At 68.9% G+C, this 13,195-nt stretch carries 10 protein-coding genes; 5 read left to right on the top strand and 5 right to left on the bottom strand.

The genetic code is table 11. From position 1 onward, the window contains the following. From AC08OP_RS10070 to AC08OP_RS10050, 5 genes are all read right to left on the bottom strand, one after another. On the bottom strand, positions 1-1,499 hold a 1,499-nt coding region (locus tag AC08OP_RS10070), incomplete at its 3' end, for a methylmalonyl-CoA mutase family protein (RefSeq protein WP_476613948.1). Position 1,500: 1 nt separating this feature from the next. Next, a complete protein-coding gene (locus tag AC08OP_RS10065) occupies positions 1,501-2,010 on the bottom strand; it encodes a MaoC family dehydratase (protein ID WP_011436585.1) in 510 nt (169 codons plus the stop codon). Positions 2,011-2,067: 57 nt separating this feature from the next. After that, the gene (locus tag AC08OP_RS10060) at positions 2,068-3,267 is read right to left on the bottom strand and encodes an acyl-CoA dehydrogenase family protein (RefSeq protein ID WP_476594094.1); all 1,200 of its coding nucleotides are present in this window, start codon (positions 3,265-3,267) and stop codon (positions 2,068-2,070) included. A gap of 161 nt (positions 3,268-3,428) precedes the next feature. Continuing rightward, positions 3,429-4,379 (bottom strand): HpcH/HpaI aldolase/citrate lyase family protein, encoded by a 951-nt coding sequence (locus AC08OP_RS10055; RefSeq protein ID WP_462188323.1) that lies wholly within the window; start codon positions 4,377-4,379, stop codon positions 3,429-3,431. Between the two features lie 371 nt (positions 4,380-4,750). Further along, on the bottom strand, positions 4,751-6,286 hold the full coding sequence (locus AC08OP_RS10050) for an AMP-binding protein (RefSeq protein WP_476613947.1): 1,536 nt from the start codon (positions 6,284-6,286) through the stop codon (positions 4,751-4,753). Positions 6,287-6,615: 329 nt separating this feature from the next. Here AC08OP_RS10050 and AC08OP_RS10045 point away from each other — a divergent pair, with 329 nt between their 5' ends. The 5 genes from AC08OP_RS10045 (at position 6,616) to AC08OP_RS10025 (ending at position 12,453) form a co-directional block, all read left to right on the top strand. After that, entirely contained in the window at positions 6,616-7,005 is a 390-nt protein-coding gene (locus tag AC08OP_RS10045) for a hypothetical protein (RefSeq protein ID WP_476613946.1), read from the top strand. A gap of 111 nt (positions 7,006-7,116) precedes the next feature. Beyond that, complete coding sequence (locus AC08OP_RS10040) at positions 7,117-8,835, top strand: sensor histidine kinase (RefSeq protein ID WP_476613945.1); 1,719 nt, start codon at positions 7,117-7,119, stop codon at positions 8,833-8,835. Beyond that, positions 8,832-9,332 carry a response regulator gene (locus AC08OP_RS10035; protein ID WP_476613944.1) on the top strand — a complete coding sequence of 167 codons (501 nt, stop codon included), beginning with the start codon at positions 8,832-8,834 and terminating at the stop codon, positions 9,330-9,332. Before AC08OP_RS10040 ends, AC08OP_RS10035 begins: the two co-directional genes overlap by 4 nt. A gap of 89 nt (positions 9,333-9,421) precedes the next feature. Continuing rightward, a complete protein-coding gene (locus AC08OP_RS10030; protein ID WP_476613943.1) occupies positions 9,422-11,425 on the top strand; it encodes a response regulator in 2,004 nt (667 codons plus the stop codon). Positions 11,426-11,469: 44 nt separating this feature from the next. Further along, positions 11,470-12,453 carry a HAMP domain-containing protein gene (locus AC08OP_RS10025; protein ID WP_476613942.1) on the top strand — a complete coding sequence of 328 codons (984 nt, stop codon included), beginning with the start codon at positions 11,470-11,472 and terminating at the stop codon, positions 12,451-12,453. Positions 12,454-13,195: the final 742 nt, after the last annotated feature.

Below are 13,195 nucleotides of genomic sequence, written 5' to 3'. Positions count from 1 at the left end.
CCGGCCCGGGCGCAGGCCAGCGTGGCGGGAACCAGGTTCGCGTCCGTCCCGGCCGCCGCCCGCAGGCCGAGCAGCGCCTCCGTCACCGCCCGGTCGTCGCGGCCGGCCCGCCAGGCCGCCAGCTCCGCGCGGGTCGCCTCCTCCAGCGCCGGATCGACCGTCTGGATCGCGGCGGAAAGATCGACGAGCAGCGGATTCGGCTCGGTCTCGGTGAACCGGTTCACCCCGACGACAACGTCCTCACCGCTCTCGATGCGAGCCCGCCGCGCCGCCTGGGACGTCACCAGCTGCGACTTCATATAGCCGCTCTCGACCGCGGCGACGGCGCCCCCCATCTCCTGAACCCGGTCGATCTCCGCCCTGGCCGCGGCCACGAGCTGACCGACCCGCTTCTCTACCACGACCGAACCGGCGAACAGATCGTCATACTCCAACAGATCGGTCTCATGAGCGAGGATCTGCTGAATGCGCAGCGACCACTGCTGATCCCACGGCCGGGGCAGGCCCAGCGCCTCGTTCCAGGCCGGCAGCTGCAACGCCCGACACCGCGCGTGCTTCGACAGCGTCACCCCCAGCGCCTCCAGCACAATCCGGATGATGTTGTTTTCCGGCTGGGCCTCGGTCAGCCCCAGCGAGTTGACCTGCACCCCGTACCGGAACCGGCGCTGCGCCGGCTCCCGAACCCCGTACCGGGAGGTCAGCAACTCATCCCACAACACCGTGAACGCCCGCATCTTGCACATCTCCTCCACGAAACGCTCCCCGGCGTTGACGAAGAAGGAGATCCGACCACACACCTCACCCATCCACTCCGCGTCCGCCCGCTCCAGCTCCCCGCGGCCCGCCTCCGCCCGGCCCGCCTCCGCCCGGCCTACCGGGATCCCCCGCGCGGCGGCCACGGCATCGAGCACCGCGATCGCCGTGCACATCGAATAGGCCAGTTCCTGAACCGGCGTGGCCCCGGCCTCCTGCAGGTGATAACTGCAGATGTTGATCGGGTTCCAGCGGGGCAGCTCGGCCACCGTGTAGGCGATCAGGTCGGTGATCAGGCGCAGCGACGGGCCCGGCGGGAAGACATAGGTCCCCCGCGACAGATACTCCTTGATGATGTCGTTCTGGGTCGTCCCAGCCAGCTCCGCCGGATCGGCCCCCTGCTCCTCCGCGACCACCTGGTACAATGCCAGCAGCCACATCGCGGTGGCGTTGATCGTCATCGACGTGTTCATCCGCGCCAGCGGAATCCCGTCGAACAACCGCCGCATGTCACCGAGATGCGCGATCGGCACCCCTACCCTGCCCACCTCGCCACGGGCAAGGGCGTGATCCGGGTCGTAGCCCGTCTGCGTGGGCAGATCGAACGCCACCGACAGCCCGGTCTGCCCCTTGGCCAGATTGCGCCGATACAGCGCGTTACTCTCGGCCGGGCTCGAATGCCCGGCATAGGTGCGGATGATCCACGGACGGTCCCGCTTTGTCTCCGCTCGGCCCGCGCCCGCCATCTCAGCCTTCCGTCCGGGGTTCCGGCCGGCCAGGCTGCTCGCCGCCGCGCGCCTCGCCGTAGGCCCGCTTGGGCACCATGACCTTGCGGCGGTAGATGCAGACGAGGACGCCGTCCTGGTTGTAACCGCGGGTTTCGACGGTGACGATCCCGCGGTCGTCCTTGCTCTTCGACTCGACCTTGTCGAGGACGGTGGACTCGCCGTAGATCGTGTCACCGTGGAACACCGGCTTCACGTGCCGTAGCGACTCGACCTCCAGGTTGGCGATCGCCTTCCCGGACACGTCGGCCACCGACATTCCCAGCAGCAGGGAGTAAACGTAGTTCCCGACGACGACGTTCCGTTTGAACTGGGTGGTCTCCTCGGCGAAATGGGAGTCCAGGTGCAGCGGATGATGGTTCATCGTGAGCAGGCAGAAGAGATGGTCGTCGTACTCGGTGACCGTCTTGCCCGGCCAGTGCTTGTAAACCGCACCGACCTCGAACTCCTCGAAGTAACGCCCAAACTGCATCTGGAACTCCCTCGCCTGATCGCGGCACACTCAACTCGTCAGGGACGCACCAGCCCCTCAGCCCGGAAGCTGGTACTCCTTCAGCAGTGCCCGGCTGATGATGCGCTTCTGTACCTCGGAGGTCCCCTCTCCGATGAGCATGAAGGGGGCCTCCCGGTACAGGCGCTCGATCTCGTACTCCTTGGAGTAGCCGTAGCCGCCGTGGATCCGGAAAGCCTCGGTCGTCACCTCGTGGCAGTACTCGCTGGCAAGGTACTTGGCCATCCCTGCCTCGACGTCGTTGCGCTGCCCGTCGTCCTTCCTGCGGGCGGCGCTGACCATCATCAGATGCCCGGCCTCCACCTTGGTCGCCATCTCGGCGAGCTTGAACGCGATGGCCTGATGCTCCGCGATAGGCCGACCAAACGTCCGCCGCTGCTGAGCGTAGGCGATGCCCAGCTCAAACGCCCGGATCATAATCCCGCAGGCCCGCGCGGCGACGTTGACCCGGCCGACCTCCACGCCGTCCATCATCTGGTAGAAACCCTGGCCCCGGCCGTCCTCGCCGCCGAGGATCGCCGACGCGGGCACCCGATGGTCGGCCAGCACCATCTCGGTGGTCTCGACCCCCTTGTACCCGAGTTTCTCCAGCTTTCCCGGGATGGTGATCCCGCCGTGTGTCCGGAACCCGGGTTCCTTCTCCAGGAGAAACGTCGTCATGTTCCGGTAGACCGACTGGGCACCCTCGTCGGTCTTGACCAGGGTGGCGACGACGCCGGCGCGGGCGCCGTTCGTCAGCCACATCTTCTGGCCGTTGAGCACGTAGTCGTCGCCGTCCCGGTCGGCCCGGGTGGTGATCGCGGAAACGTCGGAACCGCAGCCCGGTTCGCTCATCGAGAACGCCCCGCGGAGCTCGCCGGTGGCCATGACCGGGAGCAGCCGCCGTTTCTGCTCCTCCGAGCCGTGCTGGAGGATCAGGTAGGCGACGATGAAGTGGGTGTTGATGACCCCGGAGACACTCATCCAGCCGCGGGCGATCTCCTCCACGACGAGCGCGTAGGTCAGCAGGGACTCGCCGAGCCCGCCGTACTCCTCCGGGATGGTGATGCCGAACAGGCCCATCTCCTTCATCGCCTCGATGATGTCCTCGGGATACTCATCCCGATGCTCGAGGTCGTTCGCATGGGGAAGAATCTCCTTGTCGACGAAGGTCCGTACCGCCGCAAGGATGTCCCGCTGCACATCGGTCAGACCGTCGGTCTGCGCGATCCTGCCCATGTTCCGCTCCCGTCGCTGCCCCCGATGCCTGAGGGGAGAGCAGAAACGCACTCAGGCAGCGGGATGGTTTCATCATGGCCACGCGCCACGCGCCACGCGCCACGCGCCACGCGCCACGCGCCACGCGCCGGGCGCGCCGATCCGCCCCGACTCGGGCGGATTCAGCCGACCGGTGGTTCGAACTTCACCGTACGCTGCATCCCCGCGGCGCGGCCCTTGCCCGCGACGACCTCGGCCATCTTCCGGCTCGCCTCGTCGATCATCTCGTCGCCGAGCATCACCGCACCGGTCAGACCGCCCGCGGCCGAGGTGTGCCAGGCATAGGCCTCCAGGATCAGCTCGGCATGGTCGTAGTCGGCCTGCCGGGGCGCGTAGATCTCGTTGGCCGCCTCAATCTGGCCCGGGTGCAGCACCCACTTGCCGTCGAACCCGAGCGCCGCGGACCTGCCCGCCACCGCCCGGAACCCGTCCACATCACGGATCTGCAGAAACGGCCCGTCGATCGCCTGCACCCCGCGGGCGCGCGCGGCCTCGAGAATCTTGAACAGCACATAGTGAAATGGGTCACCCGGATAGTCCGGACTGAGCGCCCCCACCACCAGCGACGGCATGTTCACCGACGCCATGAAATCCGCCGGGCCGAAGATGATCGTCTCGATCCGCGGGCTCGCGAACGCGATCTCCTTGACGTTCGACAGCCCCAGCGCATTCTCGATCTGCGCCTCGATCCCGATCCGGCCCACCTCGAGCCCCATGACCTTCTCGATCTGGGTGAGCAGCAGGTCCAGCCACGCCACCTGCTCCGCCGACTGCACCTTCGGCAGCATCACGCAGTCCAGGTTCGCCCCCGCGCCCTCCACCACCTCGATCACGTCGCGGTAGGTCCAGCGCGTGGTCAGGTCGTTGACCCGCACCACCCGGGTCTTCCCCGCCCAGGCGCCCTCGTTCAACGCCGCGACCACGTTCGCCCGCGCTGACTCCTTCGCGCCGGGAGCCACCGAGTCCTCCAGGTCACAGAACACCTGATCGGCCGGCAACCCCTGGGCCTTGCCCAGCATCTTCGGCGACGAGCCGGGAACGGCCAGACACGACCGGCGCGAACGCAGCGACATGACTACCCCACATCTCTCACAGGCCGGATCTCGATGAACGGACGAACACCCAGCGGACAGGGACATCGACGCGGAACCGAGGCTTCGTCATCCGTCAGCGCGGCCCCCGCACCCCCTACCAAGGGTCTCCACAGGTCGCTACCGCCCGATCACAGGAATCGCCCGGTAGCCCGATATTAGCCCATCCGATAATCTTGGATTGTGCATCTAGGTTTTATCACAGCCCCCCACGCCGGGCATCCGATTCGCGCTCACCATGTGCGCCACATTCGTCACCTTATGTAAGGTACAGGTAAGGTACCGGATCCGTCGGCACGGTGCCTCGGGCGCCGTCCGCCCTCGTCCCATGGCCGGGTTCGCTTCCGGTCGGATCAGTTGACCTGGCGCTCGTGGCCCTCCCAGTACGGGGCGCGCAGCTTGAACTTCTGCAGCTTGCCGGTGGCGGTGCGGGCAAGCTGGTCGCGGAACTCCACCGAGGTGGGTGCCTTGTAGCCGGCGAGCCGCTCCTTGCAGTGCTTGATCAGCTCCGTCTCGGTCGCCGTCCGGCCCTCGGCGAGCACGACCAGCGCCTTGATCGTCTCACCCCACTTCTCGTCGGGCACGCCGATCACCGCGACCTCGGCCACCGCCGGGTGGCTGAACAGGCAGTCCTCGACCTCGATCGACGAGACGTTCTCACCGCCGGTAATGATCACGTCCTTCTTGCGGTCACTGATCGTCAGGTGGCCCTCGTCGTCGATCACGCCGCCGTCACCGGTGTGGAACCAGCCGCCCACCAGGGCCCTGGCCGACTCCTCCGGCCGCTCCCAGTAGCCCGCCAGGACCACGTTGGAGCGGGCTAGCACCTCACCGGAGTCCGAGAGCTTGAGCGTGACGCCCAGAGCGGGCGCACCCGCACGGACGAGCTTGCCCGCGCGATCCTCGGGCGGCAGGTCGTCCCACTCCACGCGGGAACGGTTGATCGTGAGCAGCGGCGAGGTTTCGGTGAGGCCGTAGATCTGGATGAACTCCCAGCCGAGCTCCTCCTCGACCCGTTGGATCGTTTTGGTGGGCGGCGGAGCACCCGCGCAGATGACCCGCACGCGGTCGCGGCCAGGGACCTCGCCGTCCCAGTCCCGGACGGCGTCGAGCACGGCGTTGACCACAGCCGGCGCGGCGCACATCACGGTGACGCCGTGCTGCTCCACGCGGCGCAGGATCTCCGGGCCGTCGATCTTGCGCAGCACCACCTGCTGGACGCCGAGACCGGTCATGCCGAACGGCATGCCCCAGCCATTGGCGTGGAACATCGGCAGCGTGTGCAGGTAGACGTCGCGGTCGGTGACACCGGCGTGCAGCGCGAAGGTGACCGCGTTGACCCAGATGTTGCGGTGGGTGATCTGCACGCCCTTGGGCCGCGCGGTCGTGCCGCTAGTGTAGTTGATCGTGGCGGTGGCGTTCTCGTCCGGCTCCCACGGCGTGGGCTCGGTGTCGAAGCGGTAGAATTCGGCGTCGCTCTCGGCCCCCAGCACGAACTTCTGCCTCGCGGTCACGCCGGAGAGCCTCTCCTCCAGCTCGGGGTCGATGAGCAGTACATCGGAGCCGGAGTGCTCGACGATGTAGCTGACCTCCTCCGGCGAGAGACGGAAGTTCACCGGGACGAGCACCCGGCCGTACCCGCTGACACCGAAGAACGACGCGAGCAGGCGGGCGCTGTTGTGCGACACGATCGCGACGCGCTCACCGTGGCGCATGCCTAAGGCGTCCAGGCCCGCCGCCTGCGCACGGGCGGTCTCACCCAGGCGGGCGTAGGTCAGGTCCGGCCACGGCTGGGCGGGCTGGTCCGGTTCGTCCACGACACCGACACGCCTGCCGTACACCGCGACCGCTCGATCAAGGAAATCACGTGCACCGAAAGGCACCAACATCGCTGGCCTCCAGGGGGCTGTGGGCGGTGCTGCCGAACCTCACCGGTCGAATCGAGTGTGATCCCAAAGTGTAGGCACGGTAAACGGCGAGGGCTTGTACGCCGGCGACAGGCGCTTGCACCCACCCGCCACACGACGTCGGCGCGGGCCCGGTCAGGCCGCCGCCGTCGGTGCTGTCGAGCTGCTCGCAGTGTGGCTACGCCGGGTGGTTCGTGAGGAACAGGTTCGTTAGGAACAACTGTTTGCAATGTTCACCCAGGCAGCCTTGCCCGTTCCGGGCGGCGCAGTCGTCCGGACAAGCCGCGCGGGCATTGTGCTGGACATGCCGGGTGCGCCCGCGCACCGAAGTCGTCCGCGAGTACTACATCGACGACCTGCTGACGAGCTTAGGTGAGGATCGGGAGGAAACCCTGGTGTCTGCTTCTCTTCGGACAGCGACTGACGGCGACATCGATCGCCTGGCCGGCTTGCTTGCCACCGGCCACGACCTACTCAGCACACAGCCCCGCCCTCGCCTCGACAGCGGGTGGCTCCGCGGATTGCTCACCCAGCCCAGGTGGCGGGCCCTCCTCGCTGAGGACGCGGACCGGCTGCTTGGGGCCGCGGTCCTCGATGCTTCTTCCTGCTGGACCCGACCGCCCTCCGCGGCGCGCCTTGAGGCACTCGTGATCGCTCCCGAGACGCCGGCCGGCGTCGCCGAGACACTCGTGGGGCTCTGAGGTGGTCGCTGGTGGAGACGGCGTGAGGGCGGCGATCGCGGGTATCACGCAACGGTCATGTCCCCTCACGCAGAGCGGATCTTTCGATCGTGTTCGGGCGCTAGGAGAGCCATGAGCCCAGAGGGTCGCGGACCGGCCGAGCCGGTGCGGGTGGGTGCGGGCAGTGGGACACCGGTCTGGCCCGCCGGCGACGGTGCGCACGCGTCGCGGCTCGAGACCGTCGCCTCCTGGGCCGCCGTGTCCGCGATCGTGATGGCCGCGGTCGTGCTGCTCGGCTGGGCCCTGGACAACCGCGCGCTCACGAGCATCAGACTCGGCTGGCCGTCGATGAAACCAAACGGGGCCGTCTGCGGCCTTCTGCTCGGGTTCTCGCTGTGGAGCCGGCTCGGCCGGCGGCGAGCCGCCGTCCGGGCGGCGGGACAGGTGGCCGCCGCCCTCGCACTGGCGATCTCCGGACTGTCCCTTGCCGAGTCGGCCGTGGATCGGAATTTCGGCATAGACGAACTTCTCTTCACCGACCAGGCCACAACCTCGCAGTCTCACCCGGGGCGGATCGTGCCTTTCGGCGCGGCCATTCTGGCGCTGTTGTCGCTCGCCCTGCTGCTGTTCGATACCCGCCGGTGGCAAGGAAGGTACGTGGCCCAGGTCCTGGTCTGCGCCGCGGGGTTCATCTCCCTCACGGTGCTGCTGAGCTATCTGTACGGGGTCGATTTCACCTCCGGTTACACAAGGGTCGCCGTCCCGGCGGCGGTCATCACGCTGGTGCTGTCGGTCGGGGCAATGCTGGCACGGTTGGGTCATACCCCGCTGGCGATCCTGGCCAGCGCCGGGGCCGGCGGGGGCGTCGCCCGCCGGTTGCTGCCGGCCACGGTCATCGTCCCGGTCGTCGTCGGGACGATCGCGGTGGTGCTGTGGCGGCTCGGGCTCTACGGCGTCGCGTTCCGGGTTGCCGCAGTGGTCTCCTATACCGTGGTCATGCTGCTGGCGGTCACCGTCGGGATCTGCCGGCGGCTGGATCATGCCGATGCCGAACGACTGTGCGTCTCCGCCAATCTGGCCGCGGCCAACGAGCGGTTGGCGGGGACGAACACCCGGTTGGCGGAGGCGAACACGCGCCTCCTCGAGGCCAACAAGCGGATGCACGAGGCCATCGACGAGCTCGGCAGTTTCACCTACAGCGTCTCCCACGACCTGCGGGCGCCACTGCGGTCGATGAGCGGTTTCTCCCGGATCCTGATGGACGAGTACGCCGAGGACATGCCCGAGCAGGCCCGCGGCTATCTCGGCCGGGTGCAACGCAGCTCCGACCGGATGGGCGCGTTGATCGACGACCTGCTCGCCTTCTCCCGCCTGGGCAGGCAGCCCATGAGTAAGCGGGAGGTGGACCCGGCGACGATCGTGTCCGCGGTGCTGGCGGAGCAGGAGGGCGACCGCGCCGGCCGCCCGGTGCGGATCACCGTCGGGGATCTTCCCCGTGAGATGGCCGACCCGGCGTTGCTCAAGGTGGTCTACGCCAACCTGCTGTCGAACGCGGTCAAGTTCACCCGGGGCCGTGACCCCGCCCGCATCGAGATCGGCAGCCGCCACGAGGACGGGCGGGTGGTCTTCTACGTCGCCGACAACGGGGCCGGTTTCGATCCGCGGTACGCGGACAAGCTGTTCGGGGTGTTCCAGCGGCTGCACCGCTCGGAACAGTTCGAGGGAACGGGTGTCGGTCTCGCGCTGTGCCAGCGCGTCATCGCCCGCCATGGCGGGCGGATCTGGGCGGAGGCGGCGCAGGGGAAAGGCGCGACCTTCTTCTTCACTCTGAGCGAGGAGGTATCGGCGTGAACACCGAAAGACCGAATATTCTACTGGTGGAGGATGATCCCGACGATATCGAACTTACCCTGCACGCACTGCACACAAAGAATATCATGGCTTCGATCGAGGTTCTCCGGGACGGAGCCGAGGCGCTCGCCTTCCTCTTCCGTACCGGCCCCTACGCCGACCGGTCGCCGGACAGGGATCCGAAGGTCGTTCTGCTCGATCTCAAGCTGCCGAAGGTCGACGGCCTGGAGGTCCTGCAACGGCTGAAGGGTGACCCGACACTTCGGACCGTGCCGGTGGTGATGCTGACCTCCTCCCACGAGGAACGGGACATCGTGGCCAGCTACGACCTCGGAGTCAACAGCTACATCGTCAAACCGGTCGACTTCGACCAGTTCACCGAGGCGGTGCGGACGGCGGGAATGTACTGGCTACTGCTCAACCGGCAGTCCGCCCAGAGCGCCCAGAACACCCAAAGCGATGCCGATGCCGATGCCTCACCCGCCGCGGAAGGGTGAAGCGGCGGTCGGCTGAGCGGCGGCCGGCTATGTAGGTGGTGGCCGGCTGAGCGGCGGCGGGACAGGTGACGGCGGGACAGGTGCGCATGATGCCACGTATTCACGTCCTCATGATCGAGGACAGCGACGACGATGCCGTGCTCGTCATCGAACGACTGCAACGCGGCGGTTTCGAGGTGACCTACGATCGGGTGGAGGACTCCGAGGCGGCCGCGTCGGTTCTCCGTACCCGGCCTCCGGACCTGGTGATCTGCGACTACCACATGCCGGCGTTCGGCGCCGAGGCGGCCCTGACGCAGCTGCGCGCCAGCGGCCTCGACATCCCGTTCATCGTCGTCTCCGGCCAGGTCGGCGAGGAGACGGCGGCGGCCCTCATGCGGGCCGGCGCGCACGACTTCCTGCTCAAGGATCGCATGAGCCGACTCGTCCCCGCGGTGCAGCGCGAACTGCGGGAGGCCGACGGCCGGCGGAGACGACGGCAGGCCGAGGCCGCCCTACGGCGCAGCGAGGAGCGGTTCCGGCTGCTCGCCGAGCAGGCGACGGACGTCCTCTTCCGCTGCCGGCTGTGCCCGCGGGCCGAGGTCGAGTACGTCAGCCCGGCGATCAAGATGATCATCGGCTACCCGCCCGAGGACCTGTGCGGCCGCCCCGACACCCTGTTCTCGCTGGTCGACGAGGCGGACCGGCCCACCATCGAGGGCTCGTGGCGCACGGCGAACCCCGAACCGCTGCGGGTCCGGTGGCACCCGCGAGAGGGCGGCGAGGTCTGGACGGAGCAGCGCGTGGTCGGCGTCCACGACGACCAGGGCCACCTCGTAGCGGTGCAGGGCATCCTGCGTGACGTGACCGAGCAGGTCCATGCCGACGAGGAACGGGAGCGGCTGCGGCGCCAGCTGGATCAGACCGAGCGGCTGGAGTCCCTCGGCCGGCTCGCGGGCGGCGTGGCGCACGACTTCAACAACCTGCTCGGCGTGATCACCGGCTATGCGGAGATCGTCCTCGACACCCTTCCCGACGACGACCCGTGCCGGGCCGACATGGACGAGATCAGCCGTGCCGCCGACCAGGCCGCCGGACTGACCCGCCAACTGCTCACCTTCAGCCGGCAGGAGTCGTCAAAGCCGGAGACCCTCGACCTCAACGCGGTGGTCGAGGGGACGCGGAACCTGCTGCGGCGCACCATCGGCGAGGACATCGAGATCGTCACCCTCCTCGACCCCGATCTCCACCCCGTCACGATCGACCCGAGCAAGATCCAACAGGTGGTGATGAACCTGGTCGTCAACTCCCGTGCGGCCATGCCCGGCGGCGGCCGCCTCACCCTCAGCACGGCGAACCTGGACCGGGACGGCGGCCCGTCTCCCGCGGACCGCCCGGCCGCGCACGGGCGGCCGTCGCCGGAAGAACGCCCGAAGCGCGGCTGGGCGTGCCTGGCGGTCGCCGACACCGGGTGCGGCATGAGCCCTGAGGTGGTCCGTCGCGCCATCGAACCCTTCTTCACCACCAAGGGACCCGGTGAGGGGACGGGACTCGGCCTCGCCACCGTCTACGGGGCGGTCAAGACGGCCGGCGGCGAGGTCGACATCGAGTCCGAGGTCGGGAAGGGGACGACCATCCGGATCCTGCTGCCCGCCACGGCGAGGACCGGGTCCGCTCCCGTCGATGCCGCCCGGGACGATGCCGCCCAGAACGATGCCACCCGGAACGATGCCACCCGCGGGCAGGGGAAGACGATCCTCGTCGTCGAGGACGACGCGGCCGTGCGCGCCGTCACCACGCGCATCCTCGTGCGGTCCGGCTACCACGTCCACGAGGCGGGTTCCCCGGCCGAGGCCCTCGACCGGTTCGGTCCCGGGACGACGCGGATCGACGCCCTGCTCACCGACGCGATCATGCCCGGCATGACGGGCTACCAGCTCATCGAACAGTTCCGTCGGGCCCGCCCCGAGCTGCCGGTCATGCTGATGTCGGGCTACGCCGCCGACGCCGAGAAGTCCGTGGCCGGCTCGCCGCCCGGCGTCGCCCACCTCCAGAAGCCGTTCACCGCCCGCACCCTTCTCGACAGCCTGGAACGAACCCTGCACCCACGCTGACCGGCGGTGCAGAGGGTGCGGCCGGTGCCGGCGCACCACGGGCAATGCCAGATGAACCTCTGCGGGCGTCCGAGAACCCTGGCGTAGACGGTGACCCGGACCCCGTACCCGCAGCAGCCCAGACAGATCTGGGCCCGGACTGTCATCGGTCGAGACCGTCGACGGCGTTCGCGAGGATCGCAAGAGATGTCGGTGGGGATGCGACGGTACGCGGCCAACTGGCAGCCGAGCGGGCCGCCGCCTCGTCGTGGCTGGACGACTACGCCCACCCCGCGATCACCGGTGTCGCCCCTCCCCCGGAGGCAGGTAAGCATCTGTTCGACGCGTTCCGGGCGACGAACGCCTCGCTCGGCATCACCCTTGACCAGCTGCGTCACGACAAAACCGACGCGCTCAACCGGACCCTGGCCGTGACGATCAGGGTGATCGGCGGCCTGCTGGCGATCGGTCTGGCGGTGGGTACCCGGACCACGGTGATCACGACCCGATGCCTGGTCTGCCCGCTGCAGAACGTCACCGCCGCGGTGCGGTCGTTGGCCCTGGGACGGCTGAATACCCGCGTCACTCCCGCGCGGCCGCAGGAGACGCAGGAGGCGGGGAGGTCGATCAACACCCTCGCGGACCAGCTGGACCGGGTAGCGGTCGAACGCGCCCGCTCAGCCGCCGAGCTGCGAACGGCCAACGACGAGCTACGGGCGGCAAACAACGAGCTGGAGGCCTTCTCCTACAGCGTGTCTCGTGACCTTCGGACACCGCTGCAGGCTGTCAGCGGGTTCTCCAGGATTCTGGTCGATCAGCACGCTGCGGAGATGTCGGGGCAGGCCCGGGGCTATCTGGACCAGGCGTCGATGGTGGACCAGGCAATCGCCGCGCGGCTACGCGCGCTGCTCGCCCCGGATCGCGAGGTCATGGTCGCGCACGTGCAACTGCTGCAGGCCAAGAGCATCGACCTGCTCATCGCCTTCATCCTGCGTGGTATTGCCGGCGCTGCCCCGCAGGCGAGATGTGCTGCTGACGGGACCGGGTGAGCGTGCCGCTCGTGGGTGTAGGGCGACGAGGACGGCGATCAGGGGCACGGTGAGGAGGAAGGCGGCGCGCAGGCCGACGGCGGTGGCGATGGTGGCCAGGGCGGCGGGGGCGGTAAGGATGGCGACGCCACAGGCGAGGGCGCCCAGGGACGCGGCGTGTGGTGGTGCCAGGTCGGGGGTGGCGACGAGGGCGGCGATGGTGACGGGGTACAGGGTCGCGACGCCCAGGCCGGCGAGGGTGAGCGCGCCGGTGACAACCGCGGTGTGATCGGTCGTGGCGATGGCCAGGGCGCTGGCGGCGGTGACGGCGCCACCGAACGTGACAAGGGGTAGCCGGGTAAGCAGTAGGGGTCCGAGGAGGCGGCCGATGGCCATCCCGGCGGGGAAGGAGATCCCGAGCACCACCGCCGTGGCGGTGGACACTCCGGTGTCATGCAGGCGGGTGACCCCCCAGATCGTGAAGCAGAACTCGACGGCCACGGCGAGCGCTACACCGCTCCAGCGCCGCGCGACCCGCCCGGCCACCAGCGGGCGTGCGGTGCCGCTCCCGGCAGGCCGCGGCTCGGTGGCGGCGGGCCTGGTGGCGGCGGGCCTGGTGGTGGCCAGGGCGATCAGGGGCACGACGGGGGCCAGAAGGGCGAGCCGGCCGTTGGCGCCGGTGGCGTCGAGGGTGCCCATGGCGGCTGGAGCGGCAACAGCGGCGGTGCTGGCGGCGGCGGTGACGCGGCTGAGGCGGGCCGCG

Source organism: Frankia sp. CeRuru1 (assembly GCF_977966315.1).
The sequence above is the reverse complement of the archived record's forward strand: the minus strand, read 5'-3'. Positions and strand labels throughout refer to the sequence as shown.

What these genes read in the sequence shown, in the direction of transcription:
- AC08OP_RS10040 (WP_476613945.1), top strand. Translation starts at nt 7,117, where the DNA reads ATGAGCCCAGAGGGTCGCGGACCGGCCGAGCCGGTGCGGGTGGGTGCG.
- AC08OP_RS10025 (WP_476613942.1), top strand. Translation starts at nt 11,470, where the DNA reads ATGCCAGATGAACCTCTGCGGGCGTCCGAGAACCCTGGCGTAGACGGT.
- AC08OP_RS10060 (WP_476594094.1), bottom strand. Translation starts at nt 3,267, where the DNA reads ATGGGCAGGATCGCGCAGACCGACGGTCTGACCGATGTGCAGCGGGAC.
- AC08OP_RS10055 (WP_462188323.1), bottom strand. Translation starts at nt 4,379, where the DNA reads ATGTCGCTGCGTTCGCGCCGGTCGTGTCTGGCCGTTCCCGGCTCGTCG.
- AC08OP_RS10030 (WP_476613943.1), top strand. Translation starts at nt 9,422, where the DNA reads ATGCCACGTATTCACGTCCTCATGATCGAGGACAGCGACGACGATGCC.
- AC08OP_RS10050 (WP_476613947.1), bottom strand. Translation starts at nt 6,286, where the DNA reads ATGTTGGTGCCTTTCGGTGCACGTGATTTCCTTGATCGAGCGGTCGCG.
- AC08OP_RS10065 (WP_011436585.1), bottom strand. Translation starts at nt 2,010, where the DNA reads ATGCAGTTTGGGCGTTACTTCGAGGAGTTCGAGGTCGGTGCGGTTTAC.